19 protein-coding genes are annotated in these 23,986 nt (G+C 32.8%); 7 read left to right on the top strand and 12 right to left on the bottom strand.

Annotated features, from left to right (window positions below; genetic code table 11):
• The first annotated feature begins 58 nt into the window (after positions 1-58).
• Positions 59-1,375 (top strand): adenosylhomocysteinase, encoded by a 1,317-nt coding sequence (ahcY, locus tag N2251_RS12280; protein WP_260587025.1) that lies wholly within the window; start codon positions 59-61, stop codon positions 1,373-1,375.
• A gap of 501 nt (positions 1,376-1,876) precedes the next feature.
• Here ahcY and N2251_RS12275 read toward each other — a convergent pair.
• From N2251_RS12275 to N2251_RS12220, 12 genes are all read right to left on the bottom strand, one after another.
• Entirely contained in the window at positions 1,877-2,884 is a 1,008-nt protein-coding gene (locus tag N2251_RS12275; protein WP_260587024.1) for a TlpA family protein disulfide reductase, read from the bottom strand.
• Positions 2,885-2,963: 79 nt separating this feature from the next.
• Entirely contained in the window at positions 2,964-4,502 is a 1,539-nt protein-coding gene (locus N2251_RS12270) for a YifB family Mg chelatase-like AAA ATPase (RefSeq protein ID WP_260587023.1), read from the bottom strand.
• Positions 4,503-4,654: 152 nt separating this feature from the next.
• Entirely contained in the window at positions 4,655-6,622 is a 1,968-nt protein-coding gene (locus N2251_RS12265; RefSeq protein WP_260587022.1) for a protein-disulfide reductase DsbD family protein, read from the bottom strand.
• A gap of 26 nt (positions 6,623-6,648) precedes the next feature.
• A complete protein-coding gene (tilS, locus tag N2251_RS12260) occupies positions 6,649-7,962 on the bottom strand; it encodes a tRNA lysidine(34) synthetase TilS (protein WP_260587021.1) in 1,314 nt (437 codons plus the stop codon).
• A 17-nt stretch (positions 7,963-7,979) separates the two neighbouring features.
• Positions 7,980-8,801 (bottom strand): alpha/beta hydrolase, encoded by an 822-nt coding sequence (locus tag N2251_RS12255; protein WP_260587020.1) that lies wholly within the window; start codon positions 8,799-8,801, stop codon positions 7,980-7,982.
• Positions 8,802-8,805: 4 nt separating this feature from the next.
• A complete protein-coding gene (locus N2251_RS12250) occupies positions 8,806-9,039 on the bottom strand; it encodes a hypothetical protein (RefSeq protein WP_260587019.1) in 234 nt (77 codons plus the stop codon).
• 5 nt (positions 9,040-9,044) lie between these two features.
• Complete coding sequence (locus tag N2251_RS12245) at positions 9,045-9,965, bottom strand: sterol desaturase family protein (RefSeq protein WP_260587018.1); 921 nt, start codon at positions 9,963-9,965, stop codon at positions 9,045-9,047.
• A 28-nt stretch (positions 9,966-9,993) separates the two neighbouring features.
• Positions 9,994-11,316, bottom strand: a complete 1,323-nt coding sequence (locus N2251_RS12240) for an anthranilate synthase component I family protein (RefSeq protein ID WP_260587017.1) — start codon at positions 11,314-11,316, stop codon at positions 9,994-9,996.
• 64 nt (positions 11,317-11,380) lie between these two features.
• On the bottom strand, positions 11,381-13,924 hold the full coding sequence (locus N2251_RS12235) for a sodium-translocating pyrophosphatase (RefSeq protein WP_260587016.1): 2,544 nt from the start codon (positions 13,922-13,924) through the stop codon (positions 11,381-11,383).
• 119 nt (positions 13,925-14,043) lie between these two features.
• Entirely contained in the window at positions 14,044-14,571 is a 528-nt protein-coding gene (locus N2251_RS12230; protein WP_260587015.1) for an inorganic diphosphatase, read from the bottom strand.
• A gap of 102 nt (positions 14,572-14,673) precedes the next feature.
• The gene (locus N2251_RS12225; RefSeq protein ID WP_260587014.1) at positions 14,674-17,202 is read right to left on the bottom strand and encodes a DUF5686 and carboxypeptidase-like regulatory domain-containing protein; all 2,529 of its coding nucleotides are present in this window, start codon (positions 17,200-17,202) and stop codon (positions 14,674-14,676) included.
• 72 nt (positions 17,203-17,274) lie between these two features.
• The gene (locus N2251_RS12220) at positions 17,275-18,258 is read right to left on the bottom strand and encodes a pyruvate dehydrogenase complex E1 component subunit beta (protein WP_260587013.1); all 984 of its coding nucleotides are present in this window, start codon (positions 18,256-18,258) and stop codon (positions 17,275-17,277) included.
• 214 nt (positions 18,259-18,472) lie between these two features.
• Here N2251_RS12220 and N2251_RS12215 point away from each other — a divergent pair, with 214 nt between their 5' ends.
• From N2251_RS12215 to N2251_RS12190, 6 genes are all read left to right on the top strand, one after another.
• Positions 18,473-19,213, top strand: a complete 741-nt coding sequence (locus N2251_RS12215; RefSeq protein WP_260587012.1) for an electron transfer flavoprotein subunit beta/FixA family protein — start codon at positions 18,473-18,475, stop codon at positions 19,211-19,213.
• Between the two features lie 70 nt (positions 19,214-19,283).
• Positions 19,284-20,237, top strand: coding sequence for an electron transfer flavoprotein subunit alpha/FixB family protein (locus tag N2251_RS12210; RefSeq protein WP_260587011.1), 954 nt, complete (start codon positions 19,284-19,286; stop codon positions 20,235-20,237).
• A gap of 144 nt (positions 20,238-20,381) precedes the next feature.
• Complete coding sequence (locus N2251_RS12205) at positions 20,382-20,990, top strand: bifunctional nuclease family protein (protein ID WP_260587010.1); 609 nt, start codon at positions 20,382-20,384, stop codon at positions 20,988-20,990.
• Between the two features lie 13 nt (positions 20,991-21,003).
• Positions 21,004-22,713: a NupC/NupG family nucleoside CNT transporter gene (locus N2251_RS12200; RefSeq protein ID WP_260587009.1), complete on the top strand. Its 1,710-nt coding sequence runs from the start codon at positions 21,004-21,006 to the stop codon at positions 22,711-22,713.
• A gap of 34 nt (positions 22,714-22,747) precedes the next feature.
• A complete protein-coding gene (locus N2251_RS12195) occupies positions 22,748-23,107 on the top strand; it encodes a four helix bundle protein (protein ID WP_260587008.1) in 360 nt (119 codons plus the stop codon).
• A gap of 28 nt (positions 23,108-23,135) precedes the next feature.
• Positions 23,136-23,960: a thymidylate synthase gene (locus tag N2251_RS12190; RefSeq protein ID WP_260587007.1), complete on the top strand. Its 825-nt coding sequence runs from the start codon at positions 23,136-23,138 to the stop codon at positions 23,958-23,960.
• Positions 23,961-23,986 lie beyond the last annotated feature (26 nt).

Here is a 23,986-nt window from a genome sequence, read left to right as displayed (position 1 = left end):
AGAAAGTTATTTCGTAATTTTGCGACTTAGAAATTTAGATATATAAATATACATAAATATGAGCACAAAAAACGCTACATACGTTCCTTTTAAAGTTAAAGATATCTCTTTAGCTGATTGGGGAAGGAAAGAAATTTTATTGGCAGAAGCTGAAATGCCAGGATTAATGAGTTTACGTGAAGAATATAAAGATGAGCAACCATTAAAAGACGCTAGAATTGCAGGGTGTTTACACATGACAATTCAAACGGCTGTTTTAATAGAAACTTTACAAGCTTTAGGTGCTGAGGTAACTTGGAGTTCTTGTAATATTTTTTCTACACAAGATCAAGCTGCTGCTGCAATTGCTGCTACAGGAACACCTGTATATGCTTGGAAAGATATGACGGAAGAAGAATTTGACTGGTGTATCGAACAAACTTTATTCTTTGGTGAAGATAAAAAACCATTAAACTTAATTTTAGATGATGGTGGAGATTTAACAAATATGGTATTAGATCGTTATCCTGAATTAGCTGCAGGAATTAACGGATTATCAGAAGAAACTACTACAGGAGTTCACAGATTGTATGACAGAGTAAAGGCAGGAACTTTACCAATGCCAGCAATTAACGTAAACGATTCGGTAACTAAATCTAAATTTGATAACAAATACGGATGTAAAGAATCTGCAGTTGATGCAATTCGTCGTGCAACTGATATTATGTTAGCAGGTAAACGTGTTACAGTTTGTGGTTATGGTGATGTAGGTAAAGGTACAGCTGCTTCTTTTAAAGGTGCAGGTTCTATCGTTACAGTTACAGAAATTGATCCTATTTGTGCTTTACAAGCTGCAATGGACGGTTTTGAAGTTAAGCGTTTAGAAACTGTTGTTGGTAATTCTGATATTATTATTACAACAACTGGTAATAAAGATATTATTCAAGGTCGTCATTTCGAAGCAATGAAAGACAAAGTTATCGTATGTAACATTGGTCACTTCGATAATGAAATTGACATGGCTTGGTTAAACAAAAACCACGGAAACACAAAGGATACTATTAAGCCGCAAGTAGATAAATATAACATCGCAGGAAACGATATTATCATTTTAGCTGAAGGTCGTTTAGTAAACTTAGGATGTGCAACAGGTCACCCAAGTTTTGTAATGAGTAACTCATTTACAAACCAAACTTTAGCACAAATCGAACTTTGGAAAAACAAAGATGCTTACGGAAACGATGTGTACATGTTGCCAAAACATTTAGATGAAAAAGTAGCAAAATTACACTTGGCTAAGATTGGTGTTGAATTAACAGAATTACGCGAAGAGCAAGCTAGCTATATTGGTGTAACTGTTGATGGACCTTATAAGCCAGAACACTACAGATACTAAATTTTATCATTCTGAAATTGTCACCTTGAGCGCAGGCGAAAGGTTGTTTCAGAATTTTATCATACATAAACCTAAAACTCTTTCATTAATTTGAAGGAGTTTTTTTATTTGGGCGTTTTAACAGGCTATCCGCTATATCTTTTTTAATGTTGTTCTCGCTACAATTTTTTTCATTCTTCAAAAAATCACTCGAACATACATTAAAAAAGGATGCCGCTGCTATCCTTAACGCGATCTTCGATTCATAACAATAATTTGCTCTAACTCTATTTTTTGTGTCATTCTGAATTTATTTCAGAATCACATCTAATAAGTTAACTCATTATTAATAAACTACAGTAATTAATTGTTTTAAAAAAAAAACACATTAAAATACTTAGCCCCGATTGAAGCATTTGTTTGAGCTCCTCGCAGAGAGCGAGTGCGGAAAGCGGGAAATAGCTTCAAAAAAAAATCCCACAACTAAGTTGCAGGATTTTTTATATAAGTTTTAAACTTGAATTAGATATTTAAAGAGGTAAATAATTCAATTAATTTTGGACTAGAAGGTCTAGGTGCGTTTGCATCTACAATATTTCCTTGCGGATCGATTAAGATAAAACGAGGAATACTATTTACTCTATATGCACCTGCGAAATTTTTATCTCTTTTAGAATATAATTGAATTCCGGTTAAGTTTTTGTCAGCTACCATTGTTTTCCAAGTACCATAATCTCTTTCACTATCAACAGAAATACTTACAAATTCGATGTTTTTACCGTGGTATTGTTTTTCAACTTTTTGTAAAAAAGGAATTTCTTGTTTACAAGGGTTACACCAAGTTGCCCACATATCTATGTACACATATTTTCCTTTTAAATCATCTAAAGACGTTGTTCCACCTTTAAAGTTTTCGTAGTCAACAAATTTAGGAGATTCACTTCCTGTAGCTAATTTGGTAGCTAAATATAATTTGTCGGCATGCGTTTTATTTAAATAGTTTGTTAAGCCTTTTATGTTTTGTTTCTGAAAAGAAACAAAGGCAGAGTCTAATTTAGTTGCGGTCATTCTTTTATTAAAATCGGCAACATATTCATTTACTTTGGTGTCAAATTTTTCTTTTGGCAATGTAAATAGGTCTTTATCATCAAGAAGATTTTCTTGTAATAATGACGATTTTGCTAAGAAACTACTTTCACCAGATCCTTCACCTGTAAAAGTAACTGTTTCGTCAAACTCTTTAGTGTCAAGTGTCATGTTAACATTTGCACCGTTTTTTAAATATAAAGAAGTAGATTCTTTTCCGTCAAAAACACGATAAAATCCATCTTTAAGATTCATAGTATCTTTAAACATACCGTTTTCATCAAGCTTAATAACTCTACTGAATTTTAATTGAGGATTAGAGATAACGATAGAATCTGAGCTTTGGTTTGTAATTTTTCCTGATAAAGTAACAAAGTTATTTGGTGCTGTTTTACAAGAAACCACAGTAATGGCTATTGCTATTAAATAAACTATTTTTTTCATTGGGTTGATGTCGTTTAATTAGTGTTTTAGAATGTACTAAATTAATGATTTTTCTATGAAATATAATAATTTTAACTTTTTATCCTAGCCAACCTTCTCTGTCTAAACTTCGGTATTGAATGGCTTCTGTTAAATGTGCAGATTGTATATCTTCTGTGGAAGATAAATCGGCAATTGTTCGTGATACTTTTAATATTCTGTCGTAAGCCCGTGCCGATAGGTTGAGTTTTTCCATCGCCATTTTTAGTAAAGCTTTACTTTCGTTAGATAATTTACAAAATTCACGAATTTGCTTTACATTCATTTGTGCATTGTAATGAACAGTATCAGAATCATTAAACCTAGTTGTTTGTATTTCACGTGCCTTTGTTACTCGCTTTCTTATTGCTACACTTGATTCTCCTTTTCTTTCTTCCGACAGTTTATCAAACGGAACCGGAGTTACTTCTATGTGTATGTCAATTCGATCTAACAAAGGACCCGATATTTTGCTTAAATAACGCTGCATTTCAGCAGGAGAAGAGGTCATTGGAGAGTTTGGGTCGTTAAAAAAACCTGAAGGACTCGGGTTCATGCTAGCAACTAACATAAAACTACTGGGGTAATTTACTGTGAATTTTGCTCTCGATATTGTTACTTCTCTATCTTCAAGCGGCTGTCGCATTACTTCTAAAACTCCGCGTTTAAATTCTGGCAATTCATCTAAAAACAGAACGCCATTGTGCGCTAGAGATATTTCTCCTGGTTGTGGTAGGTTATTTCCCCCGCCAATGAGCGAAATGTCCGAGCATGTGTGATGTGGCGATCTAAATGGACGGCTGTACTGCAATCCTGAGTTTTTTACTTTACCTACAACGGAGTGTATTTTGGTAGTTTCCAAGGCTTCTTGTAAAGTCATTGGTGGTAGTATTGATGGAAGTCGTTTGGCTAACATTGTTTTACCTGCACCTGGTGGGCCAATTAAAATAATGTTATGTCCGCCAGCAGCGGCTATTTCCATACAACGTTTTATACTTTCCTGCCCTTTTACATCACTAAAGTCAAATTCTGGAAAATCTACGTGTTTGTAAAATTCAGCACGGGTATCAATAATAGTTGGTGCTATCAATTTCTTGTTTTCAAAATGATTAATAACCTCCATAATATTGTCTACTGCCAATATATTTAAATCATTAACAATAGCAGCTTCTTTGGCATTTTCTTTTGGGAGTATAAAGTTTTTATAACCTTCTTCTCTGGCTTTTATAGCAATTGGTAGCGCTCCTTTAATAGGTTGTAAACTTCCGTCTAAAGAAAGTTCTCCCATAATTATATATTCATTAATATTTGCAGACTTAATTTGTTTTGATGCAGCAAGAATACCTAAAGCTATCGTTAAATCGTACGAAGCTCCTTCTTTACGAATATCTGCGGGAGCCATATTTATAATTATCTTTTTTCCGGGAAGTTTAAAGCCATTATTATTTAATGCAGCAGAAATGCGATAAGAACTTTCACGAACTGCATTATCAGGTAGTCCTACTAAATGGTAACCGATGCCTTTGTCTATATTTACTTCTACCGTAATTGTTGTGGCTTCAATGCCAAAAACAGCAGATCCATAAGTTTTTATTAGCATAACTTTCTCTTTATGTTAAAGATAGCTAAAATTAATGTCTTTCTATTAACTGATATATTGAAACTTATTGTTTTAAGCTCCTGCCATTTTTTTGAAATTAACGCAAAAAAAAACCTCTTACTAAAAGAGGTTTTTTAAATATGTGTGATTGTTTATTTTTTATTAAAGGTGTCTAATCCAGTTTTCAACCAATCATAATAGGCTGCATGACCAGAATACTGTTGAGGCGAATTTAGAAGTTCTAAATCTGGACTCATTAAAATATAAAATGGTTGCGATGCTGTTTTAAAATTAGCAACTTGTAACGTAGCCCATTTATCACCATAAGTTCTAATTCTTTTTACTTTACCATTTGGCTTAATAAAATCGAATTGCTCTTCTTCAGGTAATTGTCTTTCATGATCATCTACATATAATGATATTAATACATAATCATCGTTAATTATAGAATAGATGTCTGGTTTAACCCAAATGGTTTCTTCCATTTTACGACAGTTAACACATGCCCATCCTGTAAAGTCTAATAAAACTGGTTTGTTAACAGACTTTGCATAAGCAATTCCTTCTTCAAAATCCTTAAAACAATTTAATCCTAACGGACATTTGTTGTCTTTTTTATAAATACTATGAAATTGAGGTGGTGCAAATCCACTTAATAAAGCATTTTGATCCCATGTTGGTTTTTGCATAACTCCTGGAGCTAAATATATAGCTAAAGCTAAAGAACCAATACCAAGTAATACTCTAAAGAAAGTAAGTTTACCATATTTCTTTCCGATAAATCCGAATAAGTATAAAGCTGTTAAAAATGATATTAACACCCAAATACCAATAAAAATCTCTCTTTTTAATAAGTCCCAATGACCTACTAAATCTGCATTAGATAAGAATTTAAAAGCAAATGCTAATTCTAAGAATCCTAAAAATACTTTTACAGTGTTTAACCACCCACCAGATTTAGGTAAAGAGTTTAACCATCTTGGGAACATTGCAAATAAAGCAAAAGGTAATGCTAATGCCAAACCAAAACCAATCATACCTGCTGATAATTGCATTGCGCCTCCATCGCTACCTAACGAACCTGCTAGTAACGAACCTAAAATAGGACCAGTACAAGAGAAAGAAACAATAGCTAACGTTAATGCCATAAAGAATACCCCTATGATACCACCGATGTTTGAAGCGCTATCCGCTTTGTTACTCCATGAGCTAGGTAAAGTTAATTCATAAAATCCGAAGAAAGATCCAGCAAAGAAAATTAATACTGTAAAGAAAAATAAGTTTAACCACATGTTTGTAGAAATACTATTTAAAATTTCAGGATCTAAAGTGTCTAAATAATGAAAAGGTAAGCTCAATAATCCGTAAATTAACACGATAAAGAAACCATATAATAAAGCGCTTCCAATTCCTTTACCTCTTTTTTCACTGTGTTTTGTAAAGAAAGATACAGTTAAAGGTACCATTGGAAAAACACAAGGAGTTAAGAAAGCTAATAAACCACCTACAAATCCTAATAAGAAAATGTTTAATAAAGTATCTCCTTCTCCTTCTTCAGAAGATTTTTCTGTAGTGCTTTTTAGTAAAGCTGTGTTTTTTAAGTTTAAATTTAACGACTGTGATAATGATTGACTCTTGTCATCAACTTCAATAACAGTTTGTACAACTTCTCCACCAGTTAATGAGAAAGTAAAATCTTCGTCAAAAGGTTGACAATATTCTTTACAAGCTTGTGCGTCTAAATTAAGTGTTATTTGAGTTAAACTAGTGTCTGAAATTGTAATTCGTTGCACTAATCTTCCTTCATCTACGAAAAAAATCTCGTCTTTTCCCCATATCTCACTAAATTCAGTTTCTGTTTCAGCTTCTGTAGCTTTTCCGTTAAGCGTATAGCCAGTTTGTCCTTCTGCAGGAGAAATTGTCATCGGTAAAGAGGCGTCTTCAGGATTGTACTGTGAGTATAGATGCCAGTCTTCTGCAATTTCTATATCGAAAATTAAATCGTATTCTGTATCCGAAATTTTTTCAACGGTAGGTGTTACTACAATAGGATTATCATCCGATTGAGAGAAAACCGTTAAACCGACGAATAACAAAAAAAGAGTATAGAGTTTTTTCATTCGAGTTAGTTTATAAGGGGTTGTTTTTAATTAGTTATTCTTAATAATTGTGTTGTTTTATTTGAAGGTAAAAAGCGTTTGTCTTGACGTTTTCCTATAATCCAAATAATTTCATCATCTTTTGAGCAAAGCAACCACGTGTTGTTTTTATCAAAAAGTGATAATTTTTCGTCTTTAAAATACTTGCTGACTTTCTTTTTTCCTAACATTCCTGTGGGATAAAAGTAATCGCCTGCTTTTCGTTTTCTAATGACGAGGGGGTAATTTAACAAATTTTTATCAACAAAAATACAATTTATGTCAATAATTGTGTTTTCGAGGGCATTTTCGAATAATAAATGAATCGGTTTTGTTATCCTTTTTTCATCATTACAGATGATAACTCTTTCATTTTCAGTAACATCTTCTTTATTCGTTGGTAAAAGTAGTAAAAAATCTCTATCTTTTAATAAAGTATATGAATTTGTTGTTATTTTCTTACCTGACTGGGCATAAATTAAATTGTAAACATCGTTCCATTCTGTAAATTTATACGCTTTTAAAAGTTGAAATAAATAAGGTTTAGGATCGGGTAATTTGAGAAGTTCTAGAATATTTACCTTTAATAGATCACCTTTTTTACTAAGTATTTTAGAAGATACTTCTACCATTCGGTCAGTAACAATTTGCTGAGATTGCTTAAGAAATTCAGTTGTTTTATGATGTGTTTTTAATAAGCTAGGGTTTAATTCTTTTAAAAGCGGCACAATTTGATGTCTTATCTTATTTCTGATGTATTTTACTTCAGAATTACTAGCGTCTTCTCTCCATTGAATGTTATTGTCTGTGGCGTATGTTTCTATTTGCTCTCGTGAAAAATTTAATAAAGGTCGCACGATTTTTCCGTTTACAGCTGGGATACCTGTCAAACCATCTAAACCTGTTCCTCGGGTTAAATTGATTAAAAAAGTTTCTAGATTGTCATCAGCATGATGGCCTGTTAAAATATAATCGAAATTATTTTCTTTAATCAATTCATCAAACCAGTTATATCGAAGTTTTCTAGCAGCTATTTGGGTCGATAATTTATTTTCTTTAGCGTATTTAGATGTTTCAAATAGTACTGATAAAAAAGGAATGTTTAGTTTATTTGCTAGTTCTTTAACAGACAGTTCATCTAAATTACTATCTTCATCTCTTAGCTGAAAATTACAATGTGCTAAAGAAAGAGTAAAGTTTAATTGATGTAATAAATGTGTTAAAACAACGCTGTCAACTCCTCCAGAGATTGCAATTAAGAGTTTTTTTTCTTTTAAAAACGAAAAATGAGTATCAATATGTTCCGCTAATTGTTGCAGCATTTTAGAACCTATATTTTTTACAGTTGATTATTTAACCAGTTAACAATGTCTTGCATCATTTCTTCTTTACACAAATCATGTTGTAGCTCGTGGTAACCGCCTTCATAAAGTTTTAAGCTTGCTTTTTTTGTTGCATTGGCAAAACCTTCAGTTCCTTTATAGTCGATAATTTTATCTCCAGTACCATGTAATAATAACATTGGCTTTTTTAAAGTTGATGCGTTTTCAATAGCCCATTCGCCGGAGTCAATAAACGATAAAGAAAAATTTGGACTAATTTTATCATGCACTAACGGATCGTTAATGTATTTTGCTACTTCAGTTTTATCTCTCGAAACATCATTTGCATCTAATTCGTTTCCTAAAGTAATTGAAGGAGCAATTTTTTGCATCATTTTACCTAAAGAAAGTTTCCATGCAGGCGGATCAAAAGCTAATTTAAGCATTGGGCTAGTGGCAATGATTCCTGTTAAGTCATTTTCTTTACGAAGGGTATAGTTTATAACTGCGTTTCCGCCCATAGAATGTCCGTATAAAAAGATTGGTTTATCTCCGAAGACTTCTTTTGCTTTTGTAATTAATTTTGATATACTTTCTAAAACAGCATCAAAACCAGGATTATGACCTCTTTTTCCGGTAGTTTTTCCGTGACCAAAATGATCAAAAGCAATAACACCAAAGTTATTATCTGTTAGTTTTTTAGCAACATGTTGGTAACGACCAGAATGTTCTCCCATTCCGTGAATAACCACCACCACAGCTTTTACGGTTTCGGGTTGCCAAAACTGACCAAAAAAAGTAGTTTTATGGTAATCGAAATTAAATTCTTGAGGTGTCATAGTTTTATTGTTTTTGTAACCATATTCTTATTTCTTTTCGCAAAGAAACTTCGGGTTTTGGTAACGGAATTGTTTTTCCAAATTGTTTACCTCTCTTAAATTTAGAGAAGGTAATTTTATGTTGTTTCCAAGCTTCAGGATACAATTCTAAAAATTTATTAAAAAAACTCTGTTCGTTTACGTTTCCTTCTATTTTAGGAAGTACTTCTTTAAATTTTTCTTCTTGATCTATTATCATTACTCCTATTTTTTTTGGGCGATAAGTTTTCGCATCTCTTTAACACTAATCGTACTTCCGTCATGACTCCATCCCGGAGGGCCAAAAATATACATAAATTTATGAATCCAATTACTAGATTTTTTGGTGTCGTTAAAAATATCTTTGTATTCATGGGTTAAAATTACCCAAGGGTTATATGAGTTAGGCGCATGTGTTACACCATATTCAATATCAATTTCTTCATCTAATTCTTTCCACGTACCAAATATTCTATCAAAAATGTTTAAAAACCCACCATGATTTTTATCCATATATTCAATATTCTTTGCGTGGTGTACTTGGTGCATTGTATGCGTATTAAAAATTACATCAATATATTTAATTTTTGATATATAAACCGAATGTAATTGAAATTGCCATAAAGCTTCAATACCTAAACAAACAACAACCATCTCTGGCGGAAAACCAATTGCAGGAAGCCACATATAAAAAAAAGGTTTGTATAAAATGGTAAACCAACCGTTACGAACAGCGGTTCCTAAGTTAAAGTTATCCGAAGAGTGATGTACAATATGTGCTGCCCATAAAAAACGAACCATATGATTTTGTCGGTGAAACCAGTAGTAACTAAAATCATCTAATAGCTGGCAAATAATCCAAACATACCAAGCGTAGCTAAATGATTCCCAGCCCATAATATTGGTGCGAACTCCGTTTACTAAAGGATTAAAAACTTCAAATACATAATTAAAGATAATAATTGCTGAAATTGTTTTGATTAAAGGCGCAATAATAGCAGAACCAATACCCATTGTTAAGCTAGCAGCAAAATCTTTCCAATTATAAAGGTCTTTTTTATTATGTGTTTTGCTATAGGTAAGTTCTAGTAAAATAAGCCCTAAAAAACAAGGAACACCATAAACTAAAGGATTTGTAAAATTCATCTGCTATTTTTCGGCTCAAGATAGTAATCTATTTGTTATTTTGAAGAACATATTTCATTGCTTTCGCCTTTAATAAGCATTCTTCATATTCTTTTTCGGGAGTTGACTTGGCTGTAATTGCGCCACCAACTGAATATGAAACGTATTTTTCGTCAGCATTATATAAAATACTTCGGATGATAACATTAAAATCGAAATCATTGTTTGGCGTAAAATAACCGATGGTTCCCGAATATAATCCGCGTTTTGTTTCTTCTAATTCTTCAATGATTTTCATGGCTGATACTTTCGGAGCTCCCGTCATGCTACCCATCGGAAACGTATCTTTAATAACATCAACAGGATGTGTGGTTGTTGCTATTTCTGATACTATGGTAGATATCATTTGATGCACTTGTTTAAAAGAATGCACTTTGCAAAGCTCTTCAACAATAACACTTCCTTTTTTTGCAGTTTTTGATAAATCATTGCGAACCAAATCTACAATCATCACATTTTCTGCTCGTTCTTTTTCGTCGCGCGACAAATCGAAAGCTATTTTATCATCTTCAATAACATCGATTAATCGTTTTGCAGTTCCTTTAATAGGTTGTGATATAATTTTTGTTCCTTCTTTTTTTAAATACCTTTCGGGTGTTGCAGATAATAAATACAAGTTTTCGTGTCTGAAAAAAGTAGCAAAAGGCGGTTCAGATATGTCGTTTAAATGCGTGTATATATTATAAGGATTGATATTGGTATTTTCAGCATAAAATTCTTGACAGAAATTAGCTTCATAAATATCGCCTCTATGAATATGATTTAAAACTTTTGATACTTTTTGATGGTACTCATCTTTGTGAATACGAAGTTTTATTTTGATTTTTTCTTCTTCTGATGGTTTTTCGATTTCAGCAGAATTAATATAAAGGTTCGTTTCTAAGATGTCATTAAAATCTTCTTCTAACTCATCATCTATCATTTGTAAATAATGAAACTCAATTGTATTTCCTTTAATGAAAATTAATTTTTGAGGTTGAAAAAAATACAAGTCAGGAAAATGAAGTCCGTCAAAATTAGTTGACTGTAGTTTTTCAACATCATTTTTTACATCATAAGAAATATAGCCAAAAAGATAGTCTTTAGTATATGATTGATATTCTTTTAGTTTATCAAAAGCATTTTGAGCATCAGTTTTTATAGACGTAAACTCATCAGCAGCCAAACAACAATCAAACGAAGAATATTTTTGCTCGTAATTATTAGAATCCAACCAAATAGCAGTTTCAAACTGCTTAGACCAAGCAAATAGTTTTTGCTTAAATTCTTTTGGGTTATCTATTTTAAAATCAGATTGGGTTCTTTTAGACATCTTACAAAAATAAGAAACCCGATAGAATATAACTATCGGGTTTCTATAAAATATAGTTGTTAAATTATTTTACTTTTTCAGCATCTACCGTTATTTCTTTAACGATTTTATTAGCTTCCTCCGTAACATTAATATTAATTTTCTCTCCGCTGTTTTCAAAAGTTTTTATTTTCTTTTTCACTTCCTCTAAAGTTCCTTCTATAACTTCTTCTTTTGTAATTTCTTCTCCGTTCTCGTTTGTAGCTGTTGTGATTATAGCCTTTGCGGTTCCGTCATCATTTTTGCTAATATCCACTTTTATAATTTTACTGATTTCATTTTTAATTACGGTTGTTTTACCGTCATCATCAGTATAGGTAACATTTTTGAGTTCAACTTTAACCGTTTTACCATCTTTTGTGATAGTAATATCTTCGGAATGAGAATTTGTATCAATATTGTGTCCGCCTAAAATAGGAGCTATTACCAACCCAATTAAGCAGGTAAGTTTAATTAAAATATTCATTGATGGACCAGAAGTGTCTTTAAAAGGATCACCCACCGTGTCACCAGTTACAGCAGCTTTGTGAGCATCCGAACCTTTATAAGTCATTTTTCCATTGATTTCTACTCCAGCTTCAAAAGATTTTTTAGCATTATCCCAGGCGCCACCAGCATTGTTCTGAAATATTGCCCAAAGCACCCCCGAAACTGTAACACCAGCCATGTAACCACCTAACATTTCGGCAATCGCTAAATTATTCATTCCGAATAGCATTGGAACAAAGGCAATAATTAAAGGGAATCCGATTGTTAATAATCCAGGTAACATCATTTCTCTTAAAGAAGCTTCCGTAGAAATTGCGACACATTTATCGTATTCTGGTTTCCCTGTACCTTCCATTATTCCTGGAATATCTTTAAACTGACGTCTTACTTCTTGTACCATTTCCATGGCAGCTTTACCAACGGCATTCATCGCTAAAGCGGAAAAAACAATGGGAACCATCCCACCAACAAATAACATTGCTAAAACAGGTGCTTTAAAAATATTAATTCCGTCTATTCCTGTAAAGGTTACATAAGCAGCAAATAAAGCTAACGATGTTAATGCGGCAGAAGCAATTGCGAAACCTTTACCTGTTGCAGCAGTAGTGTTACCAACGGCATCTAAAATATCTGTACGTTCACGTACAATTGGTTCTTGTTCGCTCATTTCTGCAATTCCACCAGCATTGTCTGCAATTGGTCCGAAAGCATCAATTGCTAACTGCATCGCAGTAGTTGCCATCATTGCAGAAGCAGCTAATGCTACTCCGTAAAATCCTGCGAAAGCATAAGATGACCAAATTGCGGCGGCAAATAATATAACAGAAGGGAATGTAGAAATCATACCTGTTGCTAAACCAGCAATAATATTTGTTCCGGCTCCTGTAGATGATTGTTGTACTATTTTTAAAATAGGTGATTTTCCTAAACCTGTATAATATTCGGTTACTGAAGAAATAACAGCACCAACAACTAAACCAACCAATGTTGCGTAAAATACTCTCATTGATGAGATGTCTTGTAAGCCTTCACCAAAGAATTCCATTTTCATGTTTTCTGGAAGCATCCATTTACATAAAACAAAACAAGCGATTGCTACTAAGCCAATAGAAACCCAGTTACCTAAGTTTAAGGCGCTCATTACTTGAGATTCTTTAGCATCATTACTTTTAATTTTTACCAACATGGTTCCTATCATCGAAATTATAATTCCGATACCCGCAATTGCCATTGGTAATAATATAGGGCCAATTCCGCCAAAGGCATCAGAAATACTTCCGCCCATATCTTTGATAACATAATTACCTAAAACCATTGCAGCTAAAACCGTTGCAACATACGAACCGAATAAATCGGCTCCCATACCCGCAACGTCACCTACATTATCACCTACATTATCTGCTATTGTAGCAGGGTTACGTGGGTCATCTTCTGGAATACCAGCCTCAACTTTACCTACTAAATCGGCACCAACATCGGCAGCTTTTGTGTAAATACCTCCACCAACACGAGCAAATAGCGCAATACTTTCTGCACCTAAAGAGAAACCAGCTAAGGTTTCAAGAACAATTGTCATATCCATGGTGTTCGTCCATACTCCTTCCATGAAGAAGTAGAAGAAAGCGATAAAGAATGTGGTTAATCCCAAAACGGCTAATCCGGCAACGCCGAGTCCCATTACAGTTCCGCCTCCAAAAGAAATTTTAAGGGCATTAGGTAGGCTTGTTTTTGCAGCTTGTGTAGTTCTTACATTTGTTTTGGTTGCTATTTTCATTCCCATGTTTCCTGCGAAAGCAGAAAAAATAGCACCACAGATAAATGCGATTACAATTAAATAACTTGTTGTTGGAACAAAGTAGGCTACAATTGTGAGTAAAACACTAACGATAATTACAAAAATTGTTAATAGTTTATATTCTGCATTTAAGAAAGCTAAGGCACCTTCGTAAATATGGTCAGAAATTTCTTTCATTTTTCCATCACCAGCATCCTGTGTCATTACCCATTTCTTCTTAACGAGCATGTAAAGTAGTCCTATTACAGCGGCTACAATTGGCATCCAAATCATTATTGATTCCATATGTTTTATATTTTGATTAGTTAATTGATGTTCGTAAATATAACGAAATCAGCGACTAAACAAAAAACCTCCCAGAATGTTCTGAGAGGTTTTTGATAATTTATATAGAATTTTACTTATTAAATAGTAAAATCTCCGTTTGCTTTATGTTCGCTGTTTTCGTAACGTTCGATACACTTATCTAAGATTTCATAAGCTTCGTTTGCGTCTCCCCAACCACCAACATCTACTTTTTTCTTTTCTAAATCTTTATAAACTTGAAAAAAGTGAGTAATTTCTTTTACTTGGTGAGGGTTCATATCTTTTAAGTCGTTTAATTGACTCCAGATAGGATCAGAAACAGGAACACAGATGATTTTTTCATCTTGTCCTTTTTCATCTGCCATATGGAAAACACCGATTGGTTTTACTTCCATAACACACATAGGAAAAGTTGGTTCAGCTCCTAAAACTAATACATCTAATGGATCGTTATCTAAAGCTAGCGTTTCTGGAATGAAACCGTAATCTCCAGGGTACATCATTGATGAAAATAACATTCTATCGAAACGAATTTTTCCTAAGTCAAAATCGTATTCGTATTTATTTCTACTTCCTTTAGGTATTTCAATTAAAACATCTACTGTTTTTCTTTCTTTTGAAGTCATATATCTTTCTTTTCTTCGTTTCTAAAATTTGGATTGCAAAAATAGTAATTTATTAGTGTTTTATCCTTAAAAAGAATTATTATTTTATTGTTAAATCAATGATTATAAGCCTGGTTTAATTCCGATACGTATTGCAAATTTTGGAGAGGGCGGAACTATTGAGCCTGCAGGTGGTTTATAATTACTTCTCCAAATAGCATCAATACGTAAAAAACGTAAGTTACCATAACCTATATTTTCAAGACCAACACTATATTCATAATACACCTTGTTAGGTGTGTTGTAGTTAATATTTGCAGCACCACTACTATTTATTAAGCCATCATTAATAGCTCTATTTTCTTTTGATATTGTTCCGTATGCAGCTCTAAAAGTAACTAAGCTACGTAGTTTTAATTTCTTTAATAAAGGGATTCGGTTTAAGATGAATCCGTTAAAATGCTGCTCGAAATGTGTTGCTAAATAAGCATCAGTTACAAAATCATAATAATTTAATAAAGCAAATGTATTTTTCGTTAAAGACAATGTTTGGTTGGCAGGTATTACATCTAATAAAGAAACAGGTACTGTTCCAAAAGTTTTTCCTGCTTCTAAAGTCGCGTCTAAAATTCCGAACTTACTTAAAAGAATAGGCTGGTTATATTTGAATTGTAATTTGTCGTAGGTATGAGTTCCGTTAAAAAGTCCTTTGTAACCTCTGCGATAATTTAGTACTATCGTAGGGAATATGTTACGACCAAAACGTCTTTCAACCCCTAATCCGTATACAAATCTACCTGGAGTATAAGAAACATAAATATCAGAAGCGACATCAGTTACTTGTGATTGGACATTTCTAGCTTTGTCAAGATAGTCCATAGAGAAATTCTTGAGAGAAGCAGATTGTATTTTTGCATGCGAAAAATTTATTCCGGCATGTAAATTGTTTTTGATTTGATAATCAAAATTTGTAGCCACTTTTTCTACCTTGGATAAGAAAAAATTATCTCCTCTAGAAAATAAAGCATCGGTACCAAAAGTAGTTCCTAAAAGTTGTGTGGTGTTTAGTAAAGAACTTCCAAGTTGTTCTATGTCTTTTTGATATGCCAATCCAATAGCTATCCTTGGTTGATAAGATAAAAGATAACGACCTTCAATACCGTATTTGAATTTTTTGTCTTTAAATCCATAAGCTAAATGTCCGCCTAAACGAAAACGATCATCTTTTGATTTAAAGGTTTTAAAACCAGCTTTAGTTCTAAAGCCTTCTACTTGATTGTTTGCAAAAATGGTCCATAATGGTCCAAATTGAACTCCCCATTTAGTATTTACATATCCGCTTGCAAGGGTGTTTATTAAACCAGTAATGTTCTTTATTTGTTTTTTCTCCTTTACCTCTTCTATAAGTTTATATGTTGAATTAATATCGTTATTTTCTTTTGATTCCCAGTAGGCAGCTTCCTTTTTATATTGGTCTGGTCTTATTTTTACAACTTCTTGAGTGTAAAAATCAGAAGGGAGAGGTTTGTCTAATATATATTTGTCAAAAAGAATCGTTTTCTTAATTGTTAGTCCTTTATTACTTTCGTTCTTGTCAAGAAATGTAAAATCTCCTTCATATGCATTTTTAATAGGAAGATATATACTGTCGTTTTTTACATCAAATTCTTTTTCAAAAGATAAGCCTCTAACAAAGTTTAAGTTGATGCTTTTATGAACCTTCATTTTTAATTTCTTAATAGAAAACGTTTTGTCTGCTACCCAAAAATTTCCTTGAAAGGCTAAATCACCATCTCTGATAGGGAAAAAATAAATATTGTATAGCTTTTTGTCGTTTTTAACAATGCTATCATAAAGCACGTAATCATAAGTTGCAAAACCATCTGTAGATAATGGACTAACGAAAGATTTTCTTAATAAAGTGATGTTGTTTTTAAAGACATCTATATTTTGAAAAGTATTTGACATGCGGTCAAAAACAAAACCTTGAGCACCTAGCCCGTCTGCCTTTTCTGCTTCTATGTCTTCCCTAACATTGTTATTTTTGTTATCTCCGTATATGTTTGCAATTTGTTCGTTTAAAAAAATAGGGATGTAGTAATTAATTCCATCACTATCATATTTTACTTTTTCAATAGTCTTTTGGTAATCATCTTTAAAAATTCTTTTTAAGAAAAGGGTATCTAAATTATTAAGACCAATTTCAATGGTTGTATGCTTTTTATATTGATAATGATTAACTAAGTCAAGTCCGTTTTTCCTCTTTCTCTTCCAAATTTCTTTTAAAATTCGATACGCTGGATTTTCTTTTTTTTTCAACCTTTTTTTAGGTTTCGAAACAATTATTACTTCTTCTAGTTCGTTAGTGCCTTCTTTAAGAGAAATGTTTAGGTATTTAGTTTTCTGATTTACTTTTACAGTTTGTGTTTGAAAACCGATAAAAGAGACTTCTAGTGTACCTCTATATTTTTTTGTTTTTAAAAAAAAAGAACCATCATCATTGGTTGTTGTTCCGTGTGTGGTATTTTTTAAAAAAACATTAACAAAAGGCATTGGGTTGTTAAATTCGTCAACAACTTTACCTTTTAAAGTGAGCTGAGCACATAAAGAACTGGTAATGAGTATTAGTAATATTGATAGCGTATTTTTCATTTTTTTATTACTAGAAAATCCCTTTGACATGTGTCAAAAGGATTTTAATTTCTATTCAATTTCTATTTTCTATTACTTATTAATGTATAAAACATCTTTTACAGCTTTAACAACATCACTTGCATTTGGTAACCATTCTTCTAATAAAACAGGAGAATATGGTGCTGGTGTATCTGCAGTGGTAATTCTTTTAATAGGTGCATCTAAATAATCAAAAGCTTCATCTTGTATTCTAAAAGTAATTTCTGAAGAGACACTTCCAAAAGGCCATGCTTCTTCTAAAATCACCAATCTATTTGTTTTCTTTACTGATTCTAGGATTGTTTTATGATCCATCGGGCGAACTGTACGTAAATCAATAACTTCAATAGAAATTCCTTCTTTAGCTAATTCATCAGCAGCTTTGTAAGCTTCTTTAATAATCTTACCAAAAGAAACAACGGTTACATCTGTTCCTTCTCTTTTAATATCGGCAACACCTATAGGTATAATGTATTCACCTTCAGGAACCTCCATTTTATCACCATACATTTGTTCTGATTCCATAAAAATTACTGGATCATCATCACGAATAGCTGCTTTTAATAAACCTTTTGCATCGTATGGATTAGAAGGTACAATTACTTTTAAACCAGGAGTGTTTGCAAACCAGTTTTCAAAAGCTTGCGAGTGAGTTGCTCCTAATTGACCAGCAGAACCCGTTGGGCCACGAAAAACAATAGGACAATTAAATTGACCGCCACTCATTTGGCGAATTTTAGCAGCGTTATTGATAATTTGATCAATACCAACTAAAGAGAAATTAAAGGTCATGTATTCAACAATAGGGCGATTTCCGTTCATTGCAGATCCAACTGCAATACCACCAAAACCTAATTCAGCAATAGGAGTATCAATAACTCTTTTTTCACCGAACTCGTCTAACATTCCTTTTGAAGCCTTATAAGCTCCGTTATATTCAGCTACTTCTTCACCCATTAAGTAAATGCTTTCATCTCTTCGCATTTCTTCACTCATAGCTTCGCAAATAGCCTCTCTAAATTGTATTGTTTTCATACGTTATATTAGTAGTTGTTTATCAAGACAGCAAAAATAATAAAAATACAAATAACAAATAGGTTTTTAACTTAAACAAATCGGTAGTCATAATTACTACGTATAGCTACTAAACTATAAGAAGGATGAAAAATTTACTATGCATGCATAGTAAATTTTAAAAAAAATACGTAACTTCGTCGCTCAAAATTAAGTTTCTTAAAAATAACAATATATGAAAATATTAGTTTGTATTAGCCATGTACCTGATACTACTTCAAAGATTAACTTTACTGAAAACGATACAAAGTTTGATACTAATGGAGTTCAGTATGTTATAAATCCTTATGATGAGTTTAGTTTAACTCGCGCAATGTGGTTTAAAGAAAAACAAGGTGCTAGTGTAACAGTTGTAAATGTTGGAGGGGCTTCAACAGAGCCAACTTTACGTAAAGCTTTAGCTATTGGAGCAGATGATGCAATTCGTATAAACGCAGAACCTACTGATGGTTTTATGGTTGCTAAAGAATTAGCTGAAGTTGTTAAAAACGGAGGGTATGATTTAGTTTTAGCAGGAAAAGAGTCTGCAGATTATAACGGTCAAATGGTTCCTGGGATGTTAGCTTCTTTGGTAGATTTTAACTTTGTAAATGCTTGTGTAGGTGCTGAAGTAGATGGTACAAATGTAACATTAAGTAGAGAGATTGATGGAGGAGAAGAAAAAGTATCTTCAACTTTACCAATGGTAATTGCGGGTCAAAAAGGACTGGTAGAAGAAAAAGATTTACGTATACCAAATATGCGTGGAATTATGATGGCACGTAAAAAACCTTTAGCTGTAGTAGAGCCTACAGGTGTTGTTGCAAGTACTGCGACTCAAAATTTCGAGAAGCCTGCCGAAAAAGGAGCTGTGAAGTTAGTTGATACTGTTGATGAATTAATCGACTTGTTACACAACGAAGCAAAAGCAATTTAAGAGTAAGATTTAAAATCACGTTGTTGCAAAAAGAGTTTTTTTGCTAATAACATTAAAAAAATATAAAAATATGTCTGTATTAGTTTTTGCCGATGCATCGGAAGGAAAATTTAAAAAAACTGCTTTTGAAGTAGTTTCGTACGGAAAAAAAGTAGCTGAACAATCAGGTAGCGATATGGTAGTATTAACTATCAACGGAGGAGATGCTTCTGAATTGTATGCTTACGGAGCAGAAAAAGTAGTTGAGGTTAAAAATGATTTAATGTCGTTTAACGCAAAAGCTTATACTTCAATAATAAAACAAGTAGCTGAATTAAAATCAGCAAATACAGTAATTATAGATTCTAGTATTGATGGTTTTACAGTAGCGCCTTTAGTAGCGGTAGCTTTAGAGGCAGGATATGCATCTAACGTTGTTGCTTTGCCAACTAGTGTGAGTCCGTTTGTTGTAAAAAGAAAAGCTTTTTCAAATAAAGGATTTAACAATACAGAGATTTCAACAGAGAAAAAAGTAGTTGGAGTAGCAAAGAATTCGTACGGAGCTCATGAAAACGCAGTAAGCGGATCGACGGAGAATTTTGATGCGACTTTACCGGAGTTAGGAGTAAAATCAGAAAGTATTAACAAAGCTAGTGGTACAGTAACTATTGCTGATGCTGATATTGTTGTTTCTGCTGGTCGTGGTATGAAGGGACCAGAAAACTGGGGGATGATTGAAGAATTGGCGACTGTTTTAGGAGCAGCAACTGCATGTTCTAAACCAGTATCTGATTTAGGATGGCGTCCTCATAGTGAACACGTAGGGCAAACTGGTAAGCCAGTAGCTTCAAACTTATATATTGCCATTGGTATTTCGGGTGCAATTCAGCATTTAGCAGGTATTAATGCATCAAAAGTAAAAGTAGTTATCAATACAGATCCTGAAGCACCTTTCTTTAAGGCTGCAGATTATGGTATTGTTGGTGATGCTTTTGAGGTTGTACCTCAATTAGTAGAAAAACTAAAAGCGTTTAAACAAGCATAATTTAATTGGGTAAATTTTCTTTTTATAGAAATTAGAGTTGAACTCATAATTTTTAGTAAATTGTGCCCACTTAAGAAGGCTGTCTAAATTTGAAGCGTAGTGCCTAAAATTAGACAGCTTTTTTGTTATTTATGATAATTGTACATGAGTTTAATTAAACTGACTATTAAGGGGATTTCATATAGCCAAACTCAAAGTGGAGCTTATGCATTGGTGTTAAGTGAAATGGAAGGTACAAGAACGCTTCCTATTATTATTGGAGCTTTTGAGGCACAATCTATTGCAATCGCTTTAGAGAAAGAAATTCGCCCACCAAGACCTCTTACACACGATTTATTTAAAACATTTTCTGATAGATTTTCTATCAAAGTAAGTCAAGTTATTATTCATAAATTGGTTGATGGTGTTTTTCATTCGAGTTTAATTTGCGAGCGAGATGGTGTTGAAGAGATTATAGATACACGTACTTCGGATGCAATAGCTTTAGCTGTTCGTTTTCAAGCACCTATTTTCACCTATGAAAATATTTTAGATAAAGCAGGTGTTTATCTAAAAATGGATGAAGAATTAATTATAGAAGAAGATTTAGAATCGGATGATATAGAATTTTCTTTAGAGGGCGAAATTGAAGACGCTAAAGGTTATGCGCATTTACAATTAGAAGAATTAAACGAGAAATTAAACGAAGCTGTTGCGAATGAAGATTACGAATTAGCAGCAGAAATTCGCGACGAAATAAGCAAACGTTCTTAATATATTAGATAAAATGAAGAAATTATTTACTTTCATAATGCTTTGTGCATCCATATTAACTTTTGGTCAAAGTATAGAGAAAAAGTGGAATTTTTCATCGATTACCACCGATGGTAGCTCGGTAGTTTCTATAAATCCATCAGATGTTTTAAAACTAGCTAAAGGCAATTTTAATTATTCTTTACTAGCGAAAGATAGTTTGCAAGCAGTAGGAAATTACATACATCAAAATAACTTATTAATTTTTAATCACAAACAACCAAAAGACACGGTTCGTTATTATAATGTGGTTGAATTAACAGATAATACATTAACCTTATCTGAAAAAAATGTAGTGTATAGCTTCACTTCAAAACCAGCAAATGTAATTGCTGTGGCTGAAGAAGTTGTATTAGATACAAATGCAATTGTGCCAAGTCAAGGATTTTCTATGCAGAGTCTATGGCGTGGTATTTTAGGAATGCTTTCTTTATTAGTTATCGCTTTTTTATTTAGCGCAAACAGAAAAGGAATTGACTGGAAAACGGTTGGTTTAGGATTGGCTTTTCAATTAATAATAGCAATCGGGGTTTTAAAAATACCTTTTGTACAGAGGGCTTTTGAATTAGTAGGAGGTTTGTTCGTGAGCGTGTTAGATTTTACACGAGCAGGAAGTGAATTTTTATTTAGCGGATTAGTAGCAGATATGGGATCTTTCGGATTCATATTTGCATTTCAAGTATTGCCAACAATTATTTTCTTTTCAGCATTAACTTCCTTATTATTTTATCTTGGATTAATTCAAAAAGTAGTAAAAGGATTAGCGTGGCTTTTATCTAAAGGATTAAAAATATCGGGAGCAGAAAGTTTATCTGTTGCAGGAAATATTTTCTTAGGACAAACAGAAGCACCATTACTGATTAAGGCATATTTAGAAAAAATGAACCGATCAGAAATGTTATTAGTAATGATTGGTGGAATGGCAACTGTTGCAGGAGCAGTTTTAGCAGCTTACATAGGTTTCTTAGGAGGTGAAGATGAAGTTTTACGATTACTGTATGCAAAACATTTACTGGCAGCGTCAGTAATGGCAGCACCAGGAGCAATCATTATTTCTAAAATTTTATACCCACAAACTGAAGAAGTAAATACAGAAGTGCAAGTATCGTCAGAAAAAATAGGGTCTAATATTTTAGATGCTATTGCAAACGGAACAACTGAAGGATTAAATTTAGCAATGAATGTAGCAGCAATGTTATTAGTGTTCATAGCTTTTATAGCAATGATAAATGGTATTTTAGGTTGGGTAGGAGATATAACATCGCTAAACACTTGGATGGCTGAAAACACGAGCTATGCTAAGTTTTCTTTAGAAGCAATTTTAGGATATGTTTTTGCACCTTTAATGTGGTTGATAGGTGTTGCAAAAGAAGATATGGCTTTAATGGGGCAGTTGTTGGGTATTAAATTAGCAGCAAGTGAATTCGTTGGATATATTCAGTTAGCAGAACTTAAAAATATTGCAAACGCAACGCATTTAACGTATAATAAATCTATTATTATGGCAACTTATATGTTATGCGGATTCGCAAATTTTGCATCAATCGGTATTCAAATTGGTGGTATTGGTTCATTAGCACCAGGGCAACGTAAAACATTATCAGAATTTGGAATGAAAGCATTAATTGGAGGTACAATAGCTTCTTTAATGTCGGCAACAATTGCAGGTATGATTATCGGATAGTTCTTGGTGAAAGGTAAAAGTAAAAAGGTAAACGATGAGAAATTTTAGAAAATTAGAAGTTTGGAATGAAGCCAGATTGCTAGTTAAAGAAATTTATCTAATTACTTCAAAATTACCCTTAGAAGAAAAATTCGGATTAACTTCCCAAATTAACAGATGTTCAATATCTATAGCAGCAAATATAGCTGAAGGATCGGCAAAAGATTCACAAAAAGATTTTATTCGTTTTTTGCAAATCAGTTTAGGCTCGGCATATGAATTAGAATCTCATTTAATTCTTTGTGGTGACTTGAATTTTTTAAGTGAAAAAGAATTAAATCTAACGATTAAAAAACTCCAGGTTTTACAAAGAAGAATATCAGCATTAAAAAAATATAACCAATCTAAACTTTAACCATTAACCTAAAACCTTTTACCTTATAATGAAGCAATATTTAGATTTAGTAAAGCACGTTTTAGAAAACGGAAACGAGAAAGGTGATAGAACAGGAACAGGAACAAAAAGTGTTTTTGGTCATCAAATGAGATTTGATTTAAGCGAAGGTTTTCCGATGGTAACCACTAAGAAGTTGCACTTAAAATCGATTATATATGAGTTGCTTTGGTTTATAAAAGGCGATACGAATATTAAATACTTACAAGAAAATGGCGTTAAAATATGGAATTCTTGGGCTGATGAGAATGGAGATTTAGGACCTGTTTATGGGCATCAATGGCGTAATTGGAATAGTGATGAGATTGATCAATTAAAAGATGTTATTGAAACGCTAAAAACGAATCCGAACAGTCGTAGAATGTTAGTTTCAGCGTGGAATCCTTCTGTAATGCCTGATACTTCAAAATCGTTTTCAGAAAATGTTGCTAACGATAAAGCTGCGTTACCACCATGTCATGCATTTTTTCAGTTTTATGTGGCAGACGGAAAATTATCTTGTCAATTATACCAACGAAGTGCCGATATCTTTTTAGGAGTTCCGTTTAATATTGCTTCATATGCATTGTTTACAATGATGATTGCTCAGGTTTGTGGTTATGAAGCAGGTGAGTTTATTCATACTTTTGGAGATGCACATATTTATAGCAATCATATCGAGCAATTAGAATTGCAATTGTCTCGAGAAACGAGAGCATTACCAAAAATGAAAATGAATCCTGAAATTAAAAACATTGAAGATTTTACTTTTGAAGATTTCGAATTAGTAGATTACAATCCACACGCCCATATTAAAGGAGCTGTGGCAGTGTAATTTAACTTTATTTTTTGTAATTTCTT

Source organism: Tenacibaculum haliotis (genome assembly GCF_025215075.1).
Classification (GTDB): Bacteria; Bacteroidota; Bacteroidia; order Flavobacteriales; family Flavobacteriaceae; genus Polaribacter; species Polaribacter haliotis_B.
Note: the sequence above shows the minus strand (reverse complement) of the source record. Positions and strands in the feature narration are given on the sequence as shown.